General features: G+C 65.4%; 19 protein-coding genes and 2 tRNA genes. 11 read left to right on the top strand and 10 right to left on the bottom strand.

Features of this window, described 5'->3' with window-relative positions; translation table 11 throughout:
* Window positions 1–8 precede the first annotated feature (8 nt).
* On the top strand, window positions 9–3,980 hold the full coding sequence (locus AC2T4A_RS09715) for a pilus assembly protein (RefSeq protein WP_486743183.1): 3,972 nt from the start codon (window positions 9–11) through the stop codon (window positions 3,978–3,980).
* On the top strand, window positions 3,977–4,414 hold the full coding sequence (locus AC2T4A_RS09710; RefSeq protein WP_486743182.1) for a type IV pilin protein: 438 nt from the start codon (window positions 3,977–3,979) through the stop codon (window positions 4,412–4,414). The genes AC2T4A_RS09715 and AC2T4A_RS09710 overlap by 4 nt, the downstream gene beginning before the upstream one ends.
* A 237-nt stretch (window positions 4,415–4,651) precedes the next feature.
* Here AC2T4A_RS09710 and AC2T4A_RS09705 read toward each other — a convergent pair whose 3' ends face one another.
* From AC2T4A_RS09705 to AC2T4A_RS09690, 4 genes are all read right to left on the bottom strand, one after another.
* Window positions 4,652–5,767 (bottom strand): hypothetical protein, encoded by a 1,116-nt coding sequence (locus AC2T4A_RS09705; protein WP_486743181.1) that lies wholly within the window; start codon window positions 5,765–5,767, stop codon window positions 4,652–4,654.
* A 103-nt stretch (window positions 5,768–5,870) separates the two neighbouring features.
* A complete protein-coding gene (locus AC2T4A_RS09700; RefSeq protein ID WP_416752324.1) occupies window positions 5,871–7,235 on the bottom strand; it encodes a spinster family MFS transporter in 1,365 nt (454 codons plus the stop codon).
* A gap of 453 nt (window positions 7,236–7,688) precedes the next feature.
* Entirely contained in the window at window positions 7,689–8,711 is a 1,023-nt protein-coding gene (gene hemH / locus AC2T4A_RS09695; protein ID WP_486743180.1) for a ferrochelatase, read from the bottom strand.
* 120 nt (window positions 8,712–8,831) lie between these two features.
* Window positions 8,832–9,737, bottom strand: a complete 906-nt coding sequence (locus tag AC2T4A_RS09690; RefSeq protein WP_486743179.1) for a TIGR01777 family oxidoreductase — start codon at window positions 9,735–9,737, stop codon at window positions 8,832–8,834.
* 276 nt (window positions 9,738–10,013) lie between these two features.
* On the opposite strand from AC2T4A_RS09690, the gene AC2T4A_RS09685 reads away from it, so the two are divergent.
* The 4 genes from AC2T4A_RS09685 to phrB all read left to right on the top strand — a co-directional run bounded on the left by AC2T4A_RS09685 (window position 10,014) and on the right by phrB (window position 14,514).
* Complete coding sequence (locus AC2T4A_RS09685; protein WP_416752318.1) at window positions 10,014–10,997, top strand: NAD(P)/FAD-dependent oxidoreductase; 984 nt, start codon at window positions 10,014–10,016, stop codon at window positions 10,995–10,997.
* 152 nt (window positions 10,998–11,149) lie between these two features.
* Complete coding sequence (locus AC2T4A_RS09680; protein ID WP_478379633.1) at window positions 11,150–12,121, top strand: YbgA family protein; 972 nt, start codon at window positions 11,150–11,152, stop codon at window positions 12,119–12,121.
* Window positions 12,122–12,139: 18 nt separating this feature from the next.
* Window positions 12,140–13,090: a MerR family transcriptional regulator gene (locus AC2T4A_RS09675; protein ID WP_416752314.1), complete on the top strand. Its 951-nt coding sequence runs from the start codon at window positions 12,140–12,142 to the stop codon at window positions 13,088–13,090.
* Window positions 13,087–14,514 (top strand): deoxyribodipyrimidine photo-lyase, encoded by a 1,428-nt coding sequence (phrB, locus tag AC2T4A_RS09670; RefSeq protein ID WP_486743178.1) that lies wholly within the window; start codon window positions 13,087–13,089, stop codon window positions 14,512–14,514. Before AC2T4A_RS09675 ends, phrB begins: the two co-directional genes overlap by 4 nt.
* A gap of 131 nt (window positions 14,515–14,645) precedes the next feature.
* Here the strand turns inward: phrB and AC2T4A_RS09665 are convergent, their stop codons facing one another.
* The 6 genes from AC2T4A_RS09665 to hemA all read right to left on the bottom strand — a co-directional run bounded on the left by AC2T4A_RS09665 (window position 14,646) and on the right by hemA (window position 20,011).
* On the bottom strand, window positions 14,646–15,167 hold the full coding sequence (locus tag AC2T4A_RS09665) for an acyloxyacyl hydrolase (RefSeq protein ID WP_416752310.1): 522 nt from the start codon (window positions 15,165–15,167) through the stop codon (window positions 14,646–14,648).
* A 115-nt stretch (window positions 15,168–15,282) separates the two neighbouring features.
* Window positions 15,283–16,077 carry a glutamate racemase gene (murI, locus tag AC2T4A_RS09660; protein ID WP_416752308.1) on the bottom strand — a complete coding sequence of 265 codons (795 nt, stop codon included), beginning with the start codon at window positions 16,075–16,077 and terminating at the stop codon, window positions 15,283–15,285.
* Window positions 16,070–16,825 (bottom strand): molybdopterin-synthase adenylyltransferase MoeB, encoded by a 756-nt coding sequence (locus AC2T4A_RS09655; protein WP_478379634.1) that lies wholly within the window; start codon window positions 16,823–16,825, stop codon window positions 16,070–16,072. The genes murI and AC2T4A_RS09655 overlap by 8 nt, the downstream gene beginning before the upstream one ends.
* Complete coding sequence (gene prmC, locus AC2T4A_RS09650) at window positions 16,819–17,649, bottom strand: peptide chain release factor N(5)-glutamine methyltransferase (protein WP_416752304.1); 831 nt, start codon at window positions 17,647–17,649, stop codon at window positions 16,819–16,821. Before prmC ends, AC2T4A_RS09655 begins: the two co-directional genes overlap by 7 nt.
* Before the next feature lie 14 nt (window positions 17,650–17,663).
* A complete protein-coding gene (gene prfA / locus AC2T4A_RS09645; protein ID WP_486743177.1) occupies window positions 17,664–18,746 on the bottom strand; it encodes a peptide chain release factor 1 in 1,083 nt (360 codons plus the stop codon).
* A complete protein-coding gene (gene hemA, locus AC2T4A_RS09640) occupies window positions 18,743–20,011 on the bottom strand; it encodes a glutamyl-tRNA reductase (RefSeq protein WP_416752300.1) in 1,269 nt (422 codons plus the stop codon). The genes prfA and hemA overlap by 4 nt, the downstream gene beginning before the upstream one ends.
* 146 nt (window positions 20,012–20,157) lie before the next feature.
* Between hemA and AC2T4A_RS09635 the strand changes: the two genes are divergently transcribed.
* The 5 genes from AC2T4A_RS09635 to AC2T4A_RS09615 all read left to right on the top strand — a co-directional run bounded on the left by AC2T4A_RS09635 (window position 20,158) and on the right by AC2T4A_RS09615 (window position 23,655).
* Window positions 20,158–21,924: a tetratricopeptide repeat protein gene (locus AC2T4A_RS09635; RefSeq protein WP_416752298.1), complete on the top strand. Its 1,767-nt coding sequence runs from the start codon at window positions 20,158–20,160 to the stop codon at window positions 21,922–21,924.
* Window positions 21,925–21,927: 3 nt separating this feature from the next.
* A complete protein-coding gene (lolB, locus tag AC2T4A_RS09630; RefSeq protein ID WP_486743176.1) occupies window positions 21,928–22,560 on the top strand; it encodes a lipoprotein insertase outer membrane protein LolB in 633 nt (210 codons plus the stop codon).
* A gap of 4 nt (window positions 22,561–22,564) precedes the next feature.
* Window positions 22,565–23,413: a 4-(cytidine 5'-diphospho)-2-C-methyl-D-erythritol kinase gene (gene ispE / locus AC2T4A_RS09625; RefSeq protein WP_486743175.1), complete on the top strand. Its 849-nt coding sequence runs from the start codon at window positions 22,565–22,567 to the stop codon at window positions 23,411–23,413.
* A gap of 30 nt (window positions 23,414–23,443) precedes the next feature.
* Window positions 23,444–23,518: transfer RNA gene (locus tag AC2T4A_RS09620), tRNA-Gln, on the top strand.
* 62 nt (window positions 23,519–23,580) lie between these two features.
* Window positions 23,581–23,655, top strand: a tRNA-Gln gene (locus tag AC2T4A_RS09615).
* Window positions 23,656–23,700 lie beyond the last annotated feature (45 nt).

Below are 23,700 nucleotides of genomic sequence, written 5' to 3'. Positions count from 1 at the left end.
AGCCTGACGTGAGCCGACGTCCCGCCCAGCCCTTCCTGCTGTTCCTGTTCGGCAGCCTGCTGCTGGCCACCGCGCTGCCTACCGATGCCGCGACACTGACATTGAGCCAGCAGCCGCTGTTCCTCACCGAGGGCGTGGCGCCAAACATCATGGTGACCATCGACAACTCCAACAGCATGCGCTGGAGCTTCGCCCCCGATGGCATGAACCCCACCACCGGCGCTACCTACAACGGCTATAGCGCCGATCAGGTGCGCACCAGCCGACGGGCCAAATCGTCCACCTTCAACCCGCTGTACTACAACCCCAACGTCACCTACCAGGCGCCCTACAACGTCCTCTACAGCAACGCCCTCACCACCTACACGCCGCTGACCACCAGCTTCACCGCGGCCTATGTGAACGGTTTCAAGAGCGCCAAGGGCAGCCTCGACCTGAGCACGGCGTACAAGGTCTCCTGGGAGTACGACACCGCGCGGGCGACCACCGACAGCACCTACTGGACCTACACCGGCTACAGCTCCTACAACAGTCCCGACAAGGTCTACTACCTGGCGGCGAACCCGTCCTCTGACTTCAGCTCGAGCAGCAGCACCTCCAGTTCCAGCAGCTCCGCCAGCGTCAGCGGTTCGACCACTTCCACCGGCAAGTCGGCCTCGCTGACCGGCGGCGGCACCTACACCGTCACCGCCAAGAGCAACAGTTGCACGGCAACCATCACCAACCCGAAATCCAGCACTGGCTCGACCACCACCAACAGCGACGGCAGTACCTCCAGCACCACCACGGCCGTCAGCTACTCCACCGCCAGTTGCTCCTATACCACCAGCGGCAAGACCACCACCTACACGGTGACCTCGACAGCGACGACCACCCTGACGACGACCACCACTTACCCTGACCGCACCAAGGCGGCAGTGCCGGCGTACTACTACGTCTACAACACCGCGCTCAGTGGCTGCAGCAGCAACGTCAACGACGACAATTGCTACAAGCTGGTGACCGTGTCCTCCACGTCCGGCGCCAACGGCAGCGACGAGCGGCAGAACTTCGCCAACTGGTACAGCTTCTACCGCAACCGCGAACTGGCGACCCAGTCCGGCGCCAACCTCGCCTTCGTCACACTGCCGGAAAACACTCGCCTCAGCTGGCAGGCCCTGGGCACCAGCGATACCTGCATCACCAGCAGCGCCTACCTGTCGAGCTACAACTGCCGCGGCCTGAGCAACACCAGCACCAGCTACTACGACAACCGCCTCGGCACCTTCTCCGGCGCGCACCGGGCCAAGTTCTTCGAATGGCTGGGGGACATCTACTTCAACCAGGGCACCCCGCTGCTGGATGCCGTCGACCGCGTCGGTTCGCTGCTCGGCGTCACCGGCAAGTACAGCCCCTACGCCTACTCCATCGGCAGCAGCGAAACACCGCTGTACAGCTGCCGCGCCAGCTACAGCATCACCCTCACCGACGGCATCTGGAACACCGCCGGCAGCCATGGCGACTGGGACAGCACCAGCCGTACCCTGCCCGATGGCCAGGCTTACAGCGCACGTGCGCCGTACAAGGACAGCGCCTCCAACACCCTCGCCGACCTGGCGTTCAAGTACTGGGCCACCGACGCCCAGCCGAACATCGCCAACAACGTCAGCACCTACATCGCCGAAAGCAGCAGCAACGCCAGCACCCAGTACTGGAACCCGAAGAACGACCCGGCCACCTGGCAGCACATGGTCAGCTACTTCGTCGGCCTGGGCCTGACCACCAGCCTGACCAACCCGGCCTGGGGTGGCGACACTTACTCCGGCGACTACAGCAAGCTGGCCGCCGGCACCCTGAGCTGGCCCGCGGCTTCGTCGGGCAGCGCCAACAACGTCTACGACCTGTGGCACGCGGCGATCGACTCCCGCGGCGAGTTCTTCAGCGTCGACTCGCCCGATGACCTGGTCTCTGCCCTGCAGAACGTGGTCAACCGCATCTCCCAGCGCGAGGACTCCGGCGCAGCGCCGGCGCTGGTGAGTTCGCCCCTGCTCAACGCCGACAGCAGCACCGCCGACAGCGAGCTGTACAGCTACACCCCGAAGTTCGCCAGCACCGACTGGAGCGGTGACCTGATCAAGTACCTGCAGAACACCGCCAACGGCAGTCAGACCTCGGTGTGGAGCGCCCAGGACGTGATGGACAGCACCTACGGCAACGGCAACAACGCCTGGTCCACGCGCACGGTGAAGATGGCCGGCAGCACCGCCGGTACGCTGAAGGACTTCACCTGGAGCAACCTCAGCAGCGCCCAGCAGGCCACCCTGAACAAGACCCTCGCCAGCGTCACCGACAGCAATGGCGAGAAGCGCGTGGCCTACCTGCGTGGCGATCGCAGCAACGAAGGAACCCTGTTCCGCACCCGCAGCACGGTGCTGGGCGACATCATCGACTCCTCGTCAGTGCTGGTCGGCCCGCCCAGCCGCCTGGCCTCGCTGATGAACGCCACCATCAGCAGCACCGACACCTCCTACACCACCTTCAAGAGCACCTGGAGCGCACGCCCCACGCGTCTCTACGTCGGCGCCAACGACGGCATGCTGCATGCCTTCGATGCCGACGGTAAGGAAGTCTTCGCCTACGTACCCAGTGCGGTGATCAGTAACCTCTACAAGCTGAGCGACAGCGACTACACCAGCGCCACCCACCAGTACTACGTGGACGGCTCGCCGGTCACCGCCGACGTCTACTACGACAACGCCTGGCACACTGTGCTGGTCGGCACCCTGCGCGGTGGCGGCCGCGCGTTGTTCGCCCTGGATATCACCGACCCGGCCAACATCAAGCTGCTCTGGGAGAAGAGCTACAGCGACAGCGACTACAGCGAGCTGGGCTTCACCTACTCGCGGCCGACCATCAGCCTGCTGCACAACGGCACCTGGGCGGTGATCCTGGGCAACGGCTACAACGGCACCAACGACAAGGCCGTGCTCTACCTGATGAACGTGAAGGACGGCAGCCTGATCAAGGCCCTGACCGTCAGCGACGGCAAGACCACCGCCAATGGCCTGGCCACTCCGCGCGCCGCCGACATCAATGGCGACCTGATCACCGACTACGTCTACGCCGGCGATCTCCACGGCAACCTCTGGCGCTTCGACCTGACCAGCTCCGGCAGCCTCACCGCCAGCACCACGGCCAGCAGCTTCCGCGTCGGCTTCGGCGGCTCGCCGCTGTACAGCGCGACCACCACTGCCGGACAAGTGCAGCCCATCACCAGCGCGCCGTACCTGGTCAAGCACAGCTCCGGCACCGGCTATCTGGTGATCTTCGGCACGGGCAAGTACATCGAGTCCGACGACGCAGATCCCAACACCACACAGGTCATGGGCCTCTACGGCATCTGGGACCGACAGACTGCGGGCGAAGCCGCCGCCAGCACGCCGACGCTGAGCCGCAGCAAGCTGCAGCAGCAGACCATCACCCAGAGCGACGTCACGACCTCCTTCGACAACAGCGGCACGGCGGTGACCCAGACCATCCGCACCGTCAGCGACAACGCCGTCACCTGGTACGACAGCAGCGGCAACGTCTCGCAGTACGGCTGGTACCTGGACCTCCCCGCCACCGGCGAAATGGTGGTCAACAACCCCTATGCCACGTCCGGCGTGCTGCTCGCCAGTACCCTGACGCCCAACGAAGATCCCTGCGCCGATGGCGTCACCACCTGGCTGATGTCGCTCGACCCGTATACCGGCGGCGCCACTGACTTCGCCACCCTGGACCTGAACAACGACGGCGTGGTGGACGACAACGATCTGTACAACGGCAGCGTCGTCTCTGCCTTGCAGATGTCCGGGCTGAAAGGCGGCTTCACCGTCGGCAGCACCAGCGCCAGCAGCAGCAACGTCAATGCCTGCGGCAGCGACGGCTGCGTGAGCGTGGCCACCAGCGGCGCCAGCTCCGGACGGCAGAACTGGCTGAACATCAAGGAACAGGAATGAACAGGCACTACCGGCAGGATGGCTTCACCCTGATGGAGCTCATGGTGGTGGTGGCGATCGTGGCGATCCTTGCCGCCGTCGCCTACCCCAGCTACCAGGAGTACGTGCTGCGCGGCAAACGCGCGGAAGGCCAGGCCCTGCTCAACCAGGCCGCGTCGCAGGAAGAGCGCTGGTATGCGCTCAATTCGGTCTCGGGCTACATCACCGACCAGTCGGCGGTGTCGAGTCTGAAGCTTGCCGGCACCAGCGGCAGCACCGTCACGTCCTCCACCGGGCTGTACACCCTGACGGTCGGCGGTGGCGGCAGCGACGGAGGCTACACACTGACGGCCACCCCAACCTTTACCGACAGCAAGTGCACACGCCTGACACTGACCGCCCAAGGCGAAAAAGGCAGCAGCGGGACCGGCAGCGTGAGCGATTGCTGGCGTTGAATTCCGGCCGGGCGCTCCCAGAGTTTCACTCCGCCGCCAGCCCCCTGTAGGAGCGAGCTTGCTCGCGAACTGCCTGACGCCGTAGTGCCAGGCGAACCACTGTTCGCGAGCAAGCTCGCTCCTACAGGAAAGCTCCATGGGATCCGGCCCGAATGCCAATGAGCGCCACCACGTAGGAGCGGACTCCGTCCGCGATAGATTCGCCTCGCACCGGATGCCATCGCGGACGCCTGTGCATCACTTGGAATCAGGAATTGAAAACGCCACCAACCGATACCCATCCGCAGTACGGATGAAGTCGAAGCTGGCGTGCTTGGCTGGCTCGAACGAACCCAGTTGCCAGTGCTCCATCGCCGAGACCTTCGGCGTCTTCCATTGGGCAAAATCGCCGCAATTGTCGAAGTACTGCGGCTCGCGCTCCGGATCGAACGGCCAGCCCATGTCATCCTGGCGCACGCCATAGCCGCCGGAGATTCTCAGTGCCTCCAGACGCGCGCGCAGTGGCGCGATCTGCTGGCTCGGCATGTCGTCCCGCGCAACGGCCTTCCAGTCATCCAGCGGCTCGCTGCCTTGCCCACTCCAGATGCGCGGGTAGCTGTGGGATTTCAGTGAGGCGTCGTCGAGATGGGGCAGGAACTCATCGCGGAACCAGGCGGCGAAGTCCTTCTCGATGTCGACGAAGCTGACGTAGCGACCGTCGACTCCCTTGAACGAAACGCGGCGCGGATCACTGGACGGCTGATCGTGCACCTGCCGCGTAAACCAGTCCAGCGCGCCGGCGTGGGTGCTATCGAAGTTCTCCACCAGCGTGTTGCCGTGACGGTCGAGCAGCACTTCGCTGCCACCGCTCCAGCCCTTGTGCTCGCACTGTTCCAGGCTCACACCCGGTTCGGCGCAGCTGCGGGTTGCGCCTTTCAGCGCCACTACCATGCCGTTGCGCATCGCCATGGCGTCACTCAGCTCGGCCGGGATCAGCACCTGGCCATCGCCATCGAGGAAGCCAACCTTGTCACGCACGCGGTCGCGGAAGCGGATGCTGTTCTCGCTCTCGCAGATCGGCGCATTGTCGAAGAAATACACCGAGTCCAGTGCAACCTGGCGGCCATCACGCAACAGGTAATAACTGCGGTAGCCGTCGGCGGTTTCCTCACCGGTGGCGATGATGTGCTCGAAGCGCCGGGCCATCGTGAACATCGGGCTGAGCTTCGGCGGGACCTTCACGCTGCCCTGTACATCCTTGAAGCCGATCAGGTCGTTCTGTGTGAAGGCCACCCAGGGCTCGCCCGCCGCCGAAGCACTCAGAGCCAGCGCTCCGAAGGCTGCCAGCCATGCACCAATGCCCTTTCCTTCCATGCTGGAAACCTCTCCTCGAATCCGTGTTCCGCTGCATTGTGCCACGCGCAAAGAAAAGCCCCCGCGCATCACTGCGCGGGGGCTCGATCGTGCGATTGAACGATCAGGCCGGCTGGCGTTGCATCGCGCCGTTGGCGCTTTCGCCTTTCAGGCTCCAGCTCTTCAGGTGCTCCAGGCTCGCGCGGTAGGGCTTCAGTCCGCTGGCCAGCAGCAACGCGCCGGCGACCAGGGCAACGACGCTGACGATCAGCAGCGAGTAGCGCAGCGCCATGTCGTCGGCGAACACGTAGTCGGTCACCAGGGCAATGGCGGTCGGACCGATGCCAAGGCCCAGCAGCGTGACCACGAACAGGTAGATCGCCGAGGCCTGGCCGCGCATGGAGTTGGGCATGATTTCCTGGATCGCCGCCGGCGCGACACCGAAGGGCATGCTGAGGAAGAACACGATGGGCGCCATCATCGCCGCGGCGGCATTACCGCTGTCCAGCAGCGGATAGACCAGGCTCAGCGGAATCGCCAGGCAGGCAGCCAGCAGGCCCACGCGCATGTTGGCATCGGTGCGCCCGCGCTTGGCCCAGTAGTCGGCAAGGCGCCCGCCGCAGACGATGCCCAGGCAGCCGAACACGGCAACGATGCTGCCGTACACCACGCCTACGTGGCCGGCATCCCAGCCGTAGGTGCGGACGAAGAAGGTCGGTACCCAGGCGCCGCTGCCGTAGCTGGCGAAGGAGATGCAGGCGAAGCCGAAGTTGTGGCAGAGCACGGTCTTGCGATTGGCGCGCAGGTAGGCCCCCACTTCGCTCATCGGCACTACCACGCCGGCGCCTACGCCGCGGCGGGTCGGTTCCTTCACCGCCAGCATCAGCAGGGTGAAGAGCACGCCGGCGGCGCCGAGGATCAGGAAGATCAGTTGCCAGGGGCGCACTTCCCCGAGGATCGGCAGGTGCACGTCGCCCTGGGCGGAAGCGAACTTGATCACCAGCCCACCGAGCAGGAAGGCCAGCCCCGAGCCGAGGTAGATGCCCATGGAATAGACACTGATGGCAGTCGCGCGGCGATTGGCCGGGAAGCTGTCGGCGATCAGCGAGTAGGCAGCCGGCGACAAGGCCGCCTCGCCCACGCCGACGCCGACGCGGAACAGCAGGAAGTGCCAGTACTGGCGCGCCAGGCCACAGGCCGCGGTCATTGCGCTCCAGATCAGCACGCCGACGGTGATCAGCCCGCGGCGGCTGCGGCTGTCGGCCATGCGCCCGAGGGGGATGCCGCACAGGGTGTAGAACAGCGCGAAGGACAGGCCCATCAGCAGGCTCATCTGCGTGTCGCTGATCTCAAGATCGCGACGGATGGGGCCGACCAGCAGGTTGAGAATCTGTCGATCGATGAAGGACAGCACGTAGGCGACCATGAGGATCGCAACCGTGGACCACGCCACGGCACTGGAGGGGTAGCCGTTATTGTTGTTGTTCATGCCGGGCTCCTGAAACGCCGCCAATCGCGGCGAAGGCGAAGGGGAGAACCCGCAGAGTAGGCATTGCGAACGAGTCGCGCGCGCACTATCAGGTCTCTGAATGCGCGCGGCGGCCGTTGGCTGATGAATGGGTGGTCAAAGGTTGGCCCACGGGTTTCACCGGGGCAGTTGTAGGAGCGAGCTTGCTCGCGAACAACTTGCCGGCAGCGCCAGCGCTGGGCGGGTTCGCGAGCAAGCTCGCTCCTACGAAAGATCGCAGCAGCGCAGTAGGACGCATAACGCTTGAGGCGTTGTACGCCCTACACATCCGTATCGGTGGCCCTCCCCCTCCCCTCTCCCGAAAGGGGATAGCTGTCCGTACCGGCTGACGCCTTGCTGCCACCCTGCGCCGAACGGTCCCCTCTCCCTCTGGGAGAGGGTTAGGGTGAGGGGAAGCCCGAGCAGCCAATTTGATCAGATCGCAGCAGGCGTCCGCTCACACAGCTTGGCCAGTGCCCGCGCCCACAGCTCCTGATCATTCAGGCAAGGCACCAGCACCAGTTCCTCGCCACCCGCCGCGCGGAACTGCTCATTGCCGCGCTGGCCGATCTCTTCCAGGGTCTCGATGCAGTCGGCGACGAAGGCCGGGCACATCACCAGCAAGCGCTTCACGCCCTGCTTGCCGAGCTCGTCCAGCTGCGCCTCGGTGTAGGGTTCGATCCACTTGTTGCGGCCCAGGCGCGACTGGAACGATACCGACCAGCGCCCGTCTTCCAGCCCGGCGCCCGCGGCGAAGTCCTCGGCCGTGCGCAGGCACTGGCTGCGGTAACAGACGGCCATGACGTCCTCGTGCACACCCCGGCTGGAGCTGGCAGTGAGGTCATGGCCCTTGTCTTTCACCAGCTTGCGGATGTGCGACTCGGGCAGGCCGTGGAAGCTCAGCAACAGGTGATCGTAGGGTTGCTCCAGGTACGGCTTCACGCTGTCCACCAGCGCCTGGCGGTACTCGGGCTCGGCGTAGAACGGCGGCAGCACCTTCAGCTCCAGCTTGAGGTTGTGCTCGCGCATTACCCGGCGCGCTTCCTCGATGGCGGTGGTGGTGGTGCTGTCGGCGAACTGCGGGTAGAGCGGCGCGAAGGTCACCTGGGTGATGCCCTGCTGGCTCAGGCGCAGCAGCGCCTTTTCAATCGACGGTTCGCCATAGCGCATACCCAGTTCCACTGGGCCGTGCGGCCAGAATGGCCGGACGGCTTCCTGCAGGCGGCGGCTCAGCACGATCAGCGGCGAGCCCTCGTCCCACCAGATCGATGCGTAGGCGTGTGCGGACTCCTCCGGACGCTTGCGTAGCACCAGCGACACCAGCAGCCGGCGGATCGGCCAGGGCAGGTCGATCACGTATGGGTCCATGAGGAACTGATCGAGGTAGCGGCGCACGTCCTCGACCTGGGTGGAGGCCGGTGATCCCAGGTTGACCAGCAGGAGGGCGTTTTGGGTCATGCAGTGTCCTTAAACCGGTACGGTAGGAGGTCGTCGTGCGGGCTGCGCAGTTTACACGCAGCCCGCGCTATCCAGAGCAGCCCGTGGCTGTTCCAGGGCTGTCGCCGATGTCGCAGGGGCTCAGTGCTTCTCCTGCAGCACATCGGCCAACGCTTGCTTGAACTCCGGGAAGCGGAACTCGAAGCCGGCATCCAGCAGTCGGCGCGGCACAATGCGCTGGCCGCCCAGCAGCAGGGTCGACATTTCCCCCAGCAGCAGGCGCAGGGCAAAGCCCGGTACGGGCATCAGCGTGGGCCGGTGCAGCGCCTGGCCCAGTTCCTGGGTGAAGTCGCGGTTGCGCACCGGCTGTGGCGCGCAGGCATTATAAGGACCGGCCGCGTCGTCCTTGCGCAAAAGAAAATCGATCAGGGCGATCTGATCTTCGATATGGATCCAGGACATCCACTGCCGACCATCCCCCAGCCGCCCGCCAGCGCCCAGGCGGAACGGCGGTAGCAGGCGCTTGAGGAAACCGCCTTCGGGCGCCAGCACCAGTCCGGTACGTACCAGCACCACGCGAATGCCCAGCGCCTCCGCCTCGCGGGCGATCTGCTCCCAGGCCAGGCACAGCTCACTGGCAAAATCCTCGCCGGCCGCCGCGCTATTCTCTTCCAGCGGACGCTCGCCGGCATCGCCATACCAGCCGACCGCCGAGCCGTTGATCAGTACCGCCGGGCGCTGGCTGCGACCTTCCAGCCAGGTCACCAGGCGCTCGGTCAGGCGCACCCGGCTGTCCCACAGCAGGGCCTTGCGCCGGGCGCTCCAGGGCTTGTCGGCGATGGGCTCGCCGGCCAGGTTGACCACCGCATCCAGCGGCCCGTCTCCATAGGCCTCGAAGTCGGCGATGCCGCGTACCGTCTCACCGCACAGCGAGGCGACTCGCTGCGGCTGGCGGCTCAGCACGGTGAGCTGGTGCCCATCGGCGCTCCACTGGCGGCAGAGGCGGCGGCCGATCAGTCCGGTGCCGCCGGTCAAGAGAATATGCATGGCGAACTCCTTGTTGCGTTGTTCCACCTTCCATCAGTCTGGACGAGAGGGAGGCGATTGCATTGACACTCCCTCTGCGGCGAGGTCTACGCTGTAAGTGCCGGAACCAAAGCCGGGCTCATCTCTGAATGAACCGATGCGGCGCCGAAGGTTCCGATGATCGGACTCCTATCGTTGACGAGCGCGGACAGCTGAAACCCAATTGTACAGATAGTTTCGTTTGTACAAGAACATCCCGCTCGTTACGCTGAAAGCAGACAGATAACGAGGCATGCCATGAGCGCCCCCATTGCCATCATTGGCACCGGTATCGCCGGACTCTCGGCCGCCCACGCCCTGCGCGACGCCGGACAAGTCGTCCAGTTGTTCGACAAGGGCCACGGCAGCGGCGGCCGGATGGCCAGCAAGCGCAGCGAGGCCGGTGCCCTGGACCTTGGTGCGCAGTACTTCACCGCCCGTGACCGACGCTTCCTCGACGCCGTGCAGAAGTGGCGCGAGCGCGGTTGGGTCGCCGAATGGGACCCGGCCCTCTACCAGTACCGCGACGGTGAGCTGAGCCCCTCCCCCGACGAGCAGCCACGCTGGGTCGGCACCCCGCGCATGAGCGCAATCACCCGCGCGCTGCTGCAGGACCAGGTCGTCACCTTCACCTGCCGAATCACCGAGGTGTATCGCGGCGAGGAGCACTGGCACCTGCAGGACTCCGAAGGCCAGACCCACGGTCCGTTCAGCCGCGTGCTGGTCGCCACCCCAGCGCCACATGCTGCGGCGTTGCTGGCCAGTGCGCCGAAGCTGGCGGCCGCTGCTGCGAGCATTCCCATGGAACCCACCTGGGCCGTTGCCCTGGCTTTCCGCGAGCCGCTGGATACCCCGGTGCAGGGCTGCTTCGTGCATGAAGGGCCGCTGTCCTGGCTGGCCAGCAACCATTCCAAACCAGGCCGCGACGAGCAGTTGGACACCTGGGTGCTGCACGCTGCCAGCGGCTGGAGCAAACAGCACATCGACCTGCCCAAGGAAAGCGTGATCGAGCACTTGCGCGGCGCCTTCGCCGAGTTGATCGGCTGTGCCGTGCACGCGCCAGACTTCGCTCTCGCCCATCGCTGGCTCTACGCCCGTCCCATGGAAGCGCATCAGTTCGGCGCGCTCGCCGACGCCGACCTGGGCATCTACGCCTGCGGCGACTGGTGCCTCTCCGGCCGCGTCGAAGGCGCCTGGCTGAGCGGCCTGGAAGCCGCACGCCGCCTGCTCGAACACCTCTGATCCAACCCGGCCCTCTCCGTTCGGAGCGGGCCGCGCAACGCCTGCGCCCGCCTCACGCCCTTGTACAAGCCTTTGCACTTGTACAAGCCTGCGTCTATCCTGAGCAATAGTTGTACAATAAATTCATCCTGTACAAGAAATCGGTTGCCGCCATGTCCACTGTTCAGCCCGCCAGCCCCTCACGCCCGCAGCTCGCCATCAGCGCCTGTCTGCTGGGCGAACCGGTGCGCTACAACGGCGGACACAAGGCCTCGCGCCTGTGCCTGGACGTGCTCAGCCGTCACTTCGACTTCATCCCGGTATGCCCGGAAGTTGCCATCGGTCTTGGCGTACCGCGTCCCACGCTGCGACTGGTGGGCGACCGCGAAGATCCCCGCGCATTGATCCTGCGAGAAGGCGGCCGCGACGCCAGCGACGCCCTGCGCGACTTCGGCCGCAAGCAGGCCGGGCTGCTGCAGGACATCTGCGGCTACATCTTCATGCAGCAGTCGCCATCCTGCGGTCTGCAGCGGGTGAAGCTCTACCGCTTCGACGGCCAGTTGCGTCCGCCGGGTGTGCGCGGGCTCTATGCAGAAGCCTTCTGCGCCGCGCGCCCGGAGTTGCCGGTGGAAGAGGAAGGCCGGCTCAACGACCCGGTGATCCGCGAGAACTTCCTCACCCGCGTGTTCGCCTACACCGCCTGGCAGAAGCTCTGCGAGAACGGCCTGACACGCCACGCGGTGATCGGCTTCCATTCCCGCTACAAGTACCAACTGATGGCGCACAACCCGCGCCAGTACAGCGCCCTCGGCCAGCGCCTGGCGAAGATCGGCGAGCAACCGCTGGAAGACTTCGCCCCGGATTATTTCCGCGACTTCATGCAGGCACTGGGCGCCTGCGCCACCCGCGGCACCCACAGCAACGTGTTGCAGCACCTGGCCGGCTATCTCAAGCACGACCTGCCGACGACCGAGAAGGCCGAGATGCAGCGCCTGATCGACCAATACCGCGAAGGCGTGATTCCGCTGGTGGTGCCGCTCACCCTGCTCAAGCACCACTTCCGTCGGCACCCGCACCCCTACATCGATGCCCAGGCCTACCTGCAACCGCACCCCGAAGACCTGAGCCTGCGCAATGCCATCTGACGTACCGACAGGACGCCCATGAATCCCGACCACCCTCACCGCGAATCGGACGACGACTACCGTCAGGCCCTGGCCGAAGGCTGGCTGCCGATCCGCGAAGTCTCCCGGCGCACCGGCGTCAATCCGGTCACCCTGCGCGCCTGGGAGCGCCGCTACGGCCTGGTCGTGCCGCAGCGCACACCCAAGGGCCATCGCCTGTATTCCGAGGCACAGATCGCGCGCATCCAGGCCATCCTCACCTGGCTCGGCCGCGGCGTGGCGGTGAGCAAGATCCGCGCGCTGCTCGACGATGACGCACCGCCACCGGCGGAAAGCGCTACCTCGCCCTGGGACGACCTGCGCCAGCAGTGCATCGCCGCCATCGGCCGGATCAACGAGCGCCAGCTGGACGAGCTGTTCAACGGCGCGCTGGCGATCTATCCGGCACAAACCCTCTGCGAGCAGTTGATGCTGCCGTTGCTGGAGGAGCTGGAGCGGCGCTGGCAAGGCCAGTTCGGCGCACAGCTGGAACGGGTGTTCTTCCACACCTGGCTGCGCACCAAGTTTGGCACCCGCCTGTACCACCACAACCGCCAGCAGCGCGGCGCCCCGCTGCTGCTGGTGAACCAGTCCGGCCTGCCGCTGGAGCCGGGCCTGTGGCTCACCGCGTGGCTGGCCAGCAGTGCCGGTTGCCCGCTGGAAATCTTCGACTGGCCACTGCCGCCGGGCGAGCTGGCCCTGGCGGTGGAGCGCCTGCAACCGCGCGCCGTGCTGCTCTACTCCAGCCGCACGCTGAACCTGTTGCAGTTGCCCCGGCTGCTGGCCGGCGTCGACTGCCCGCGCCTGCTGGCAGGCCCTGCCACCGCCATCCACCCTGATGCACTCCAGGAACTGGCCATCGCCGAGCCGCCGCTGCACCTGGCCAGCGACCCGGTCGCTGCATTCAACCTCCTGCGCGAACTGCACCTGCTCAACGGGGAAACCCCATGAAGCGCCAACTCGTCTGGCTGCGCACCGACCTGCGCCTGCGCGACAACAGCGCCCTGCACGCCGCCGCCGAACGCGGCCCGGTGATCGCCCTCTTCCTGCTCAGCCCCGGCCAATGGCAGCACCACGACGATGCGCCGTGCAAGGTCGACTTCTGGCTGCGCAATCTGCGCGAACTGCGCGCGAGCCTCGACCCGTTGCACATCCCGCTGCTGATCCGAACGGCGAATCACTGGCACGAAGCGCCAAAAGTCATTGCCCAGCTCTGCCGCGAGCTGGGCATCGAGACAGTCCACGTCAACGAGGAATACGGCGTCAACGAAGCCGCCCGCGATGCCACCGTGGAGCAGGCGCTGGAGCACGACGGCATCCGCCTGCGCAGCCATCTCGACCAGTTGTTCTTCACCCCCGGCACCATCCTTACCAAGGGCGGCACCTACTTCCAGGTCTACAGCCAGTTCCGCAAGGTCTGCTACGAACGCCTGAGCCTCGGCGTCCCCAGTCTCGTGCCGGCGCCTCGCCCGCAGCAGAAACTGGACATCGCCAGCGACGAGGTGCCCGAGCAGGTCAAAGGATTCGAGACGCCACCGGCCGAACTGCGCGAGGAGTGGCCCGCCGGTGAGGAAGCGGCACACGAGCGCGTCGAACTGTTCACCGACGAAATCCTCAAGACCTACCAGGACACCCGCGACCTCCCCGCCCGCGACGGCACCAGCCGTCTCTCGCCGTACCTGGCTGCCGGCGTGCTGTCGCCCCGCCAATGCCTGCACGCGGCACTGGCGAACAACCATGGCGAATTCGAAACCGGCAACAGTGGCGCGGTCAGCTGGATCAACGAACTGCTCTGGCGCGAGTTCTACAAGCACATCCTGGTCGGCTTTCCACGCGTCAGCCGCCACCGCGCCTTCCGCGAGGACACCGAGAAGCTCAAGTGGCGCCAGGACAAGAAGGATCTCGAAGACTGGCAGCAGGGCCGCACCGGCTTCCCCATCATCGACGCCGCCATGCGCCAGTTGCTCGCCACCGGCTGGATGCACAACCGCCTGCGCATGGTGGTGGCGATGTTCCTGACCAAGAACCTGCTGATCGACTGGCGCGAGGGCGAACGCTGGTTCATGCGCCATCTGATCGATGGCGACCTCGCGGCGAACAACGGCGGCTGGCAATGGAGCGCCTCCACCGGCACCGACGCGGCGCCTTACTTCCGCATCTTCAACCCCATCTCGCAGTCAGAACGCTTCGACCCGGACGGCCGTTTCATCCGCCGCTGGGTGCCGGAGCTTGCTGGCCTTCAGGGACGCGCGATGCACGATCCATCGAAGCTCGGGCTGTTCGGAGCAGAAGGTTATCCACAGCCAATGTGCGACCTGTCGGCCACGCGGGAACGGGCACTCGATGCGTTCAAGAGCCTCTCCACCTCGCATTGAGGCTTGGCTTTTCTGTAGGAGCGAGCTTGCTCGCGAATGCTCCCGCCCTGTTCGCGAGCAAGCTCGCTCCTACATTCATCTCACGCACAAAAAAGCCGGGCTCAGGCCCGGCTTTCTTTGTCAGCGACCCGTTACAGCGGATGCGTGTAATAGAGGCTGTAGGACTCAATGCCATCGTTCGGCTGGCTGATACCGGCATTGGAGTAGTGCATGGCACGCACACCCAGTGCCTGGCCTTCGCCGAAGCGCAGGCCAACGCCCAGGCGATCTTCGAAGTTGAAGGCGCCACCCAGGTTCTGGTCGCTCACGCGGGAGCCACTGAATACGGCCACGCCGATACCGGCCTCGACGAAAGGTTTGACCTTCTCGCCGGAGAACTCGTAGACGAACACCGGGCTGAAGGACAGCGAGTGGCGGCCGCTGGCCTCATCACCGCCTTCCCAATAGGTGTAGCCGGCATCCCAGTAGCCGGTCAGACGCCCAGTGGAGCTTTCCCACCAGCTCTTGTCCCAGTCGAAGCCCAGGCCCAGGCGGTAGGTCATGGTGTTCTGCCCAGTGACGCCAACGGCGCCAGTCAGGCCAGCGGCCTGTGCGGAGACCAGATGCCCCACTGTCAAAGCTGCCACGGCGGCGAGCGAGAGTAGTTTCTTCATCGAAACATCCTTTATTAGAAAGCTGAATGAAAAATCCCCGCGAATAGCTGGCGATTATAAGGCCATTTGTCAGTATCTGCTGACAGACCAAAGTGGGTCGCTCGCTATTTTTCGATCAGCCTGGGAAGAAACTGACGGGCTCGTCGCTCCCCCAAAGCACCGGTAGTACGCGTTCAAGGCCTTCGACTGCACCACTGGTCCATAGCTCAATCTTTTTTGCATGGCCCCCGGCCAGCAGCTGGCGGGCAGCCAGCATCCGCTCCAACTGGCGGGCTACAGCGGCACCGGTATCGACCAGCGAAACATCCGCCGGCACCAGTTCTCGCAGCAACGGGCGCAGGAAGGGGTAATGGGTGCAGCCCAGGATCAGGGTGTCGCAGCCCTCAGCCAACAGCGGCGCAACGTAGCCTTGCAGCAGTTCACGGGTCTGCGGACCGTTCAGGTCGCCCAGTTCGATGCGCTCCACCAACCCGGGACAAGGCTGGGTAATGACGCGCACGTCGCTGGCGAAGCGGTCCAGCAGCGCGGCAAATCGAGCGCTCTTCAAGGTGCCGGTCGTGGCCAGCACGCCTACCACGCCACTGCGGGTCGCTTCGGCAGCCGGCTTCACCGCCGGCTCCATGGCCACGATGGGTAGCTGCGGATACAGCTCGCGCAGGTCGGCCGCCGCTGCGGCGGTGGCCGTATTGCAGGCCAGCACCAGCGCCTTGGCGCCACGGGACAGGAGGAACGCGGCGATGGCGCGGCAGCGTGCGCGAATGTACTCGGGAGTCTTCTCGCCGTAGGGCACGTGGCCGCAGTCGGCGAGGTAGATCAGGGATTCGTGGGGAAGCCGCGCGCGGATTTCGTGGAGGACGCTGAGGCCGCCCACACCGGAGTCAAACACGCCGATCGGCGCGGCATCAGCCATGCGCGGCTCTGCACACGGCACATTGCGGATCACGTTTGACGCGCAGCTCGCGGAAGCGCGAACCCAGCGCGTCGATCAGCAGCAGGCGGCCCACCAGCGGCTCGCCAAAACCGGCCAGCAGCTTCAAAGCCTCCAGCGCCTGCAGGCTGCCGACCATGCCCACCAGCGGGCCGACCACGCCGGCCTCGCTACAGGTGAGTTCGGCTTCGCTACCGTGACCATAAAGGCAGTGGTAGCACGGACTTTCCTCGCGGCGCGGGTCGAACACCGAGAGCTGCCCCTCCAGGCGAATGGCGGCGCCACTCACCAGCGGCTTCTTCGCCGCTACGCAGGCGGCGTTGACCGCCTCGCGGGTGCCGAAGTTATCGCAGCAATCCAGCACCAGATCGACCGCCGCCACGGCAGCGTCGAGAGAGTCGGCGTCCAGCGCGTGGCGGTGGGCAACCAGTTTCACGTCCGGATTGATCGCGGTAAGCCGGCTGATGGCGGAATCCACCTTGCTCATGCCGACGCTCTGGCTGTCGTGGATGATCTGCCGCTGCAGGTTGGTCAGGTCGACCGTATCGAAGTCCGCCAGGTGCAGCTCGCCGACGCCGGCCGCGGCCAGGTACAGCGCCACCGGCGCGCCCAGCCCGCCGAGGCCGACGATCAGCACGCGGCTTTCTTTCAGGCGCAATTGGCCGTCGACGTCGATCTGCGAGAGCAGGATCTGACGGCTGTAACGCAGCAGTTCGTTGTCACTCAGCATGTCCAGCGCCCCAGGCTGATGCGCTCGTGGCCGCCGAGGTCGCGACGGCTTTCCACCGCGCTGAAGCCACGACTGAGCAGCAGGTCGCGCACGGCGTCAGGCTGATCGAAGCCGTGTTCGAGCATCAGCCAGCCGCCACTTTCCAGGTGGTTCGGCGCCTGGTCGATGATCAGGCGGATGTCGTCCAGCCCGTCTTGCCCGGATACCAATGCGCTCGACGGCTCGAAGCGCACGTCGCCCTGTTTGAGGTGCGGGTCGGTGCTGGGAATGTAGGGCGGGTTGCTGACGATCAGCGAGAAGCGCTCGCCCTCTACCGCAGAGAACCAGTGGCTGGCGCGGAAGGCGACGTTGGCCAGGCGCAGGCGCTCGCGATTGCGCTCGGCCAGGGCGACGGCCTCGGGAATGCGATCGACGCCCAGCACGTGCCAGCTCAGGCGTTCGCACGCCAGCGCGAGGGCGATGGCGCCAGTACCAGTGCCCAGGTCGAGCACGCGCGATGGCGAAGCCGGCAGCAGCGCCAGCGCGGTTTCCACCAACAGTTCGGTGTCCGGGCGCGGGATCAGGGTGTGCGGTGCGACTTCCAGGTCCAGGCTCCAGAAGCCCTGGCGACCAAGGATATAGGCCACCGGCTCGCCGGCCACGCGGCGCGCCAGGTAGCGGTCGAAGAGGTCGTGGGCTTCACGGCTGACCACGCGTTCGGGCCAGGTGCGCAGGAAGCTGCGCGGTTTGCCCAACGCGGCGGCGAGCAACAGCTCGGCATCCAGGCGCGCACTGGGCGAGTCCGGCAATTGCGCCTCGTTGAGCAGGGTCATTATGGTTGCCATGGTCTTTCGCTCTTTTAATCGCCGAGCGCGGCCAGCTGGTCGGCCTGGAATTCCTGCAGCAGTGGCTCGATCACCTGTTCCACCGCGCCCTCCATCACTTCACCCAGGGAATAGAGGGTGAGGTTGATGCGGTGATCGGTGACGCGCCCCTGGGGGAAATTGTAGGTACGGATGCGCTCGGAGCGGTCACCCGACCCGACCAGCAGCTTGCGCGTGCTGGCGATCGCCTGCTGGGCGGCGGACTGCTGCTGGTCGTTGAGCTTGGCCGCCAGCCAGGCCATGGCCTTGGCGCGGTTCTTGTGCTGCGAGCGCTCTTCCTGGCACTCGACCACGATGCCCGACGGGATGTGCGTGATGCGCACCGCCGAGTCGGTCTTGTTCACGTGCTGGCCGCCGGCGCCGGAGGAGCGGTAGGTGTCCACGCGCAGGTCAGCCGGGTTGATCTCGATGGCCGCCTGTTCATCCGGCTCGGGCAGCACCGCCACGGTGCACGCGGAGGTATGGATACGCCCCTGGGATTCGGTGGCCGGCACGCGCTGTACCCGGTGCGCGCCGGATTCGAATTTGAGCTTGGCGTAGACGCTCTCGCCCTCGACGCGAGCAATCACCTCTTTATAGCCGCCGTGTTCGCCTTCGTTCTCGGACATGATCTCCACGCGCCAGCCCTGCTTCTCGGCGTAGCGCGAGTACATGCGGAACAGGTCGCCGGAGAAGATCGCGGCTTCGTCGCCGCCGGTGCCCGCGCGGATTTCCAGGAAGACGTTGCGGCCGTCGTTGGGGTCCCTGGGCAGCAACATGCGCTGCAGGCGATCCTCCAGGCCGATCAGCGCGGTCCTGGCCTGCCCGACTTCCTCCTCGGCCATCTCGCGCAGGTCCGGATCGCTGTCCTTGAGCAGCGCCTGGGCGCCTTCAAGATCGGACTGCACCTTGCGGAACTCGCGAAAGGCGAGGATGACCGGCTCCACTTCCGCGTATTCACGGGAATAGGCGCGGAATTTGGTCTGGTCGCTGATCACCTCGGCGTCGCCCAGCAGAGCGGTGAGCTCCTCAAAGCGGTCGCTGAGGATATCCAGCTTTTTCAGGAGGGAAGCTTTCATCGCTTGTCAGAGCCCTCCTCGAGGGCGAACAGTTCCTGCGCGACGGCCAGCGCATCGATGCGGCCCTCGGCGGAGAGTTTCTTCATCTGCACGCTGGGGGCGTGCAGCAATTTGTTGGTCAGGCCACGGCTGAGCTGGGCGATGACTTCCATCGGGTCGGCGCCGTTGGCCAGCAGTCGCTGGGCCTTCTGCGTTTCCTCGTCGCGCAGGCGCTCAGCCTGCTGGCGGTATGCGCGCAGCACGTCGACCGCGGCCAGCTCGCGCAGGCGCTGCATGAACTCGAGGACACCGTCGCCCACCAGTTCCTCGGCGGCCTGGGCGGCGCCCTGGCGGCTCTTGAGGTTCTCGGCGACCACTTCGTGCAGGTCGTCGACACTATAGAGGTAGACGTCCTCCAGCTCGCCGACTTCCGGCTCGATGTCGCGCGGCACGGCGATATCGACCATGAACATCGGCTTGTGCCGGCGCTGCTTCAGTGCGCGTTCCACCGCGCCCTTGCCAAGGATCGGCAACTGGCTGGCGGTGGAACTGATGACGATGTCGCTGTTGACCAGTTCATCCGGCATGTCCGCCAGCAGGATGGCGCGAGCGCCGAACTGCTCGGCCAACTGGCTGGCGCGTTCCAGGGTGCGGTTGGCGACGACGATACGCTTCACCCCCTGCTCGTGCAGGTGACGGGCAACCAGGGTGATGGTCTCGCCGGCGCCGATCAGCAGCGCCTGGCTGCGGCTCAGGTCGCTGAAAATCTGCCGGGCCAGGCTCACCGCGGCAAAGGCCACGGACACCGGGTTCTCGCCGATGGCAGTGTCGGTACGTACGGTCTTGGCGGTGCTGAAGGTAGCCTGGAACAGGCGCCCCAGCATCGGCCCGACAGTACCGGCCTCGCGGGCAACCGCGTAGGCGGACTTCATCTGCCCGAGGATCTGCGGCTCGCCCAGCACCATGGAATCCAGGCCGGCGGCGACGCGCATCATGTGGCGCACGGCTTCCTCATCCTGGTGGACGTAGGCACAGGCGCGCAGGTCGTCGATCCCCAGGTTGTGGTAATCGGCCAGCCAGGCCAGTACGTCACCGGCGTCCGGATGCTCGATCTCCAGATAGAGTTCGCTGCGGTTGCAGGTGGAGAGGATCGCGGCTTCGCGGCTGGAAGTCAGCCTGCACAGCAGCTGCAGGGCCTCGACCATCTGCTCGGGAGTAAAAGCCACGCGCTCGCGGACGGCCACGGACGCGGTCTTGTGGTTGATGCCGAGGGCAATGAAGGCCATGCAGAATCGCTGATGCTGATCGGAAAGCCCGCAATTGTCCTACTTAGCCCAGTGAAGGACAACCACCCGCGACGGATCGCACACTGCAAATCGTATACAGGCCTTCCAGCGGCGCTTGCCCATGGGATTGGCACTTTCCTTATGTCATGATGGTCCCATTTCGCAGGTCAGGCCCTCGTCCTTCCTCTATGAACAAGTCTCTTGCGCTGCTGACTGCTCTGCTGCTGCTCGGCGGCTGCCAGTCTCTTACACAGAAAAATTCCGACAGTGCTTCCGCGGAGAAGGACAAAGCCGCGGCTGCGCAGAAGAACCAGAAGTACGGATCCTTCAGCGAAGACACCATGTTCTCGCTGCTCACCGCCGAGATCGCCGGCCAGCGCAACCGCTTCGACATCGCCCTTTCCAATTATGTCGAACAGGCGCGTGAGACGCGGGATCCAGGCGTTGCCGAGCGCGCATTCCGTATCGCCGAGTACCTCGGCGCCGACCAGGAAGCCCTCGACACCTCGCTGATCTGGGCCAAGGCCGCACCGGACAACCTCGACGCCCAGCGCGCCGCCGCCATCCAGCTCGCACGGACCGGCCAGTACGACGAATCCATGGTCTACATGGAGAAAGTCCTCAACGGCCAGGGCGACACCCACTTCGACTTCCTCGCGCTGTCCGCCGCCGAGACCGACCCGGATACCCGCGCCGGCCTGCTGCAGAGCTTCGACCGCCTGCTGAAGAAGTACCCCGACAACGGCCAGTTGCTCTTCGGCAAGGCCCTGCTGCTGCAACAGGACGGCCGCCCGCAGGAAGCCCTGCACCTGCTGGAGGACAACTCCGCCAGCAAGCATGACGTCGCCCCACTGCTGCTGCGCGCCCGCCTGCTGCAGAGCATGAAGCGCAGCGACGAAGCGCTGCCGCTGCTCAAGGCTGGCATCAAGGAACACCCGGACGACAAGCGCGTGCACCTCGCCTACGCCCGCCTGCTGGTGGAACAGAACCGCCTGGAAGACGCCAAGGCCGAGTTCTCCGCACTGGTCGAGCAATTCCCCGACGACGACGACCTGCGCTTCTCCCTGGCACTGGTCTGCCTCGAAGCCCAGGCGTGGGACGAAGCCAAGGTCTACCTGCAGGAACTGGTCGAGCGCGACAGCCACGTCGACTCCGCCCACTTCAACCTGGGCCGCCTGGCCGAGGAGCAGAAGGATCCGGAAACCGCGCTCAAGGAATACGCCCTGGTCGGCCCGGGCAACGACTTCCTTCCGGCCCAGCTGCGCTCGACCGAAATCCTGCTGGACCAGAAACGCTTCGACGAAGCCTCGCGCCGCCTCGCTGAAACCCGCGATCGCCAGCCGGACTACGCCATCCAGCTGTACCTGATCGAAGCCGAAGGCCTGTCCAACCGCGACCAGGTGGACCGCGCCTGGAGCGTCATCCAGCAGGGCCTCAAGCAGTTCCCGGATGACCTCAACCTGCTCTACACCCGTTCCATGCTCGCCGAAAAGCGCAACGACCTGGCGCAGATGGAGCAGGACCTGCGCCTGATCATCCAGCGCGAGCCGGACAACGCCATGGCGCTCAACGCGCTGGGCTACACCCTGGCCGACCGCACCACCCGCTACAGCGAAGCCCGCGACCTGATCCAGAAGGCCCACTCGCTGAACCCGGACGACCCCGCGATCCTCGACAGCCTGGGCTGGGTGAATTACCGCCTGGGCAACCTCAGCGAAGCGGAAACCTACCTGCGCAAGGCGCTGGAACGCTTCCCCGACCACGAAGTAGCCGCGCACCTGGGCGAAGTGCTCTGGGCCCAGGGCAAGCAGAGCGAAGCCCGCAAGGTCTGGGCCACCGCCCTGCAAAGCCAGCCCGACAGCGCCGTCCTGCGCGACACCATGCAGCGCCTGACCGGCTCCGGAACCCTCTGATTTATGCGTTTACGTCACCTGATCGGCGCCGCCGCGCTTGCCCTGCTTGCCGGCTGCTCCAGCTTCGGCACTCACGAAGCCCTGGAAGGCCAGGGCAACGCCACCGCCTGGAACGCCCACAAGGCGCGCATCGCCACCCTCGACGGCTGGCAGATCGACGGCAAGGTCGGCATCCGCGCGCCCAAGGACTCCGGCAGCGGTACCCTCTTCTGGCTGCAGCGCCAGGACTACTACGACATTCGCCTCTCCGGCCCGCTCGGCCGCGGAGCCGCACGCCTGACCGGGCGTGAAGGCGCGGTGACCCTGGAAGTCGCCGGCCAGGGTCGCTTTGAGGCAGCCTCCCCCGAAGAACTGCTGGAACAGCAGATGGGCTGGCGCCTGCCGGTGTCCCATCTGCTCTGGTGGATTCGTGGCCTGCCCGCGCCGGACAGCAAGAGCCGCCTGACCCTCGACAGCGATAGCCGTCTGGCCAAGCTGCAGCAGGATGGCTGGGACGTGGAATACACCCGCTACAGCGAACAGAACGGCTACTGGTTGCCCGAGCGCCTGAAGCTGCACGGCCAGGACCTGGACGTCACCCTGGTGGTGAAAACCTGGCAGCCGCGTCAATTGGGCGCAGGCCAGGCGAGCCAGTAAAACCATGCAAGACCGCCTGACCCTGCCGGCACCGGCCAAGCTCAACCTGTTCCTGCACATCACCGGCCGTCGAGCCGACGGCTACCACGAGCTGCAGACCCTCTTCCAATTCCTCGACCACGGCGACGAATTGCAATTCGCCGCTCGCGAGGACGGCGAAATCCGCCTGAACACCGAGATCGACGGCGTTCCCCACGACAGCAACCTGATCATCAAGGCCGCCCGCCGGCTGCAGGAACAATCAGGCTCAACGCTGGGCGCCGACATCTGGCTGGACAAGCGCCTGCCCATGGGCGGCGGCATCGGCGGCGGCAGTTCTGACGCGGCTACTACCCTGCTCGCGCTGAATCACCTGTGGCAGCTGGACTGGAGCGAAGACCGCCTCGCCGCGCTGGGCCTGAGCCTGGGCGCAGACGTCCCGGTATTCGTACGCGGCCGCGCCGCCTTTGCCGAAGGCGTCGGCGAACGACTCACGCCCGTCGAACTGGAGGAGCCCTGGTTCCTCGTCGTCGTGCCGCAAGTCTTTGTCTCCACAGCAGAAGTTTTCTCCGATCCCGAGTTGACACGGGATACTCCGCCCATTAAAGTTCGCAGCCTTCTCGGGGTGGACGGTCATAACGACTGCCAGCCGGTCGTCGAGAAGCGTTACCCGGATGTACGTAACGCACTGATCCAGCTAGGTAAATTTACCGAAGCGAGATTGACCGGCACCGGAGCTTGTGTGTTTGGGAGCTTCCCAAACAAGGGCGATGCTGATAAAGTTCGCCGCCAACTTCCGGCCACTCTGCCGAGTTTTGTTGCCCAGGGCCGTAACATCTCGATGTTGCACCGAAAGCTGCAAAACCTGGTCTGAGAAGCAGCAATGTAATCGGTTGTACGATACAGGGGCGTCGCCAAGCGGTAAGGCAGCAGGTTTTGATCCTGCCATGCGTTGGTTCGAATCCAGCCGCCCCTGCCATTAACCCACAGGGTTTAACGTACAGCGTCAACGAACACATTGCTCCGCAAGTTGTAAGCTACAGGGGCGTCGCCAAGCGGTAAGGCAGCAGGTTTTGATCCTGCCATGCGTTGGTTCGAATCCAGCCGCCCCTGCCATTTTCTTCTGGCTCAACCGGGCCTACCCTCAAGCCGACACAGGTA

Source organism: Pseudomonas sp. PVC-3-1, assembly GCF_057444315.1.
Note: the sequence above shows the minus strand (reverse complement) of the source record. Positions and strands in the feature narration are given on the sequence as shown.

What these genes read in the sequence shown, in the direction of transcription:
- AC2T4A_RS09710 (WP_486743182.1), top strand. Translation starts at nt 3,977, where the DNA reads ATGAACAGGCACTACCGGCAGGATGGCTTCACCCTGATGGAGCTCATG.
- AC2T4A_RS09705 (WP_486743181.1), bottom strand. Translation starts at nt 5,767, where the DNA reads ATGGAAGGAAAGGGCATTGGTGCATGGCTGGCAGCCTTCGGAGCGCTG.
- AC2T4A_RS09700 (WP_416752324.1), bottom strand. Translation starts at nt 7,235, where the DNA reads ATGAACAACAACAATAACGGCTACCCCTCCAGTGCCGTGGCGTGGTCC.
- hemH (WP_486743180.1), bottom strand. Translation starts at nt 8,711, where the DNA reads ATGACCCAAAACGCCCTCCTGCTGGTCAACCTGGGATCACCGGCCTCC.
- AC2T4A_RS09690 (WP_486743179.1), bottom strand. Translation starts at nt 9,737, where the DNA reads ATGCATATTCTCTTGACCGGCGGCACCGGACTGATCGGCCGCCGCCTC.
- AC2T4A_RS09685 (WP_416752318.1), top strand. Translation starts at nt 10,014, where the DNA reads ATGAGCGCCCCCATTGCCATCATTGGCACCGGTATCGCCGGACTCTCG.
- AC2T4A_RS09680 (WP_478379633.1), top strand. Translation starts at nt 11,150, where the DNA reads ATGTCCACTGTTCAGCCCGCCAGCCCCTCACGCCCGCAGCTCGCCATC.
- AC2T4A_RS09675 (WP_416752314.1), top strand. Translation starts at nt 12,140, where the DNA reads ATGAATCCCGACCACCCTCACCGCGAATCGGACGACGACTACCGTCAG.
- phrB (WP_486743178.1), top strand. Translation starts at nt 13,087, where the DNA reads ATGAAGCGCCAACTCGTCTGGCTGCGCACCGACCTGCGCCTGCGCGAC.
- AC2T4A_RS09665 (WP_416752310.1), bottom strand. Translation starts at nt 15,167, where the DNA reads ATGAAGAAACTACTCTCGCTCGCCGCCGTGGCAGCTTTGACAGTGGGG.
- murI (WP_416752308.1), bottom strand. Translation starts at nt 16,077, where the DNA reads ATGGCTGATGCCGCGCCGATCGGCGTGTTTGACTCCGGTGTGGGCGGC.
- AC2T4A_RS09655 (WP_478379634.1), bottom strand. Translation starts at nt 16,825, where the DNA reads ATGCTGAGTGACAACGAACTGCTGCGTTACAGCCGTCAGATCCTGCTC.
- prmC (WP_416752304.1), bottom strand. Translation starts at nt 17,649, where the DNA reads ATGGCAACCATAATGACCCTGCTCAACGAGGCGCAATTGCCGGACTCG.
- prfA (WP_486743177.1), bottom strand. Translation starts at nt 18,746, where the DNA reads ATGAAAGCTTCCCTCCTGAAAAAGCTGGATATCCTCAGCGACCGCTTT.
- hemA (WP_416752300.1), bottom strand. Translation starts at nt 20,011, where the DNA reads ATGGCCTTCATTGCCCTCGGCATCAACCACAAGACCGCGTCCGTGGCC.
- AC2T4A_RS09635 (WP_416752298.1), top strand. Translation starts at nt 20,158, where the DNA reads ATGATGGTCCCATTTCGCAGGTCAGGCCCTCGTCCTTCCTCTATGAAC.
- lolB (WP_486743176.1), top strand. Translation starts at nt 21,928, where the DNA reads ATGCGTTTACGTCACCTGATCGGCGCCGCCGCGCTTGCCCTGCTTGCC.
- ispE (WP_486743175.1), top strand. Translation starts at nt 22,565, where the DNA reads ATGCAAGACCGCCTGACCCTGCCGGCACCGGCCAAGCTCAACCTGTTC.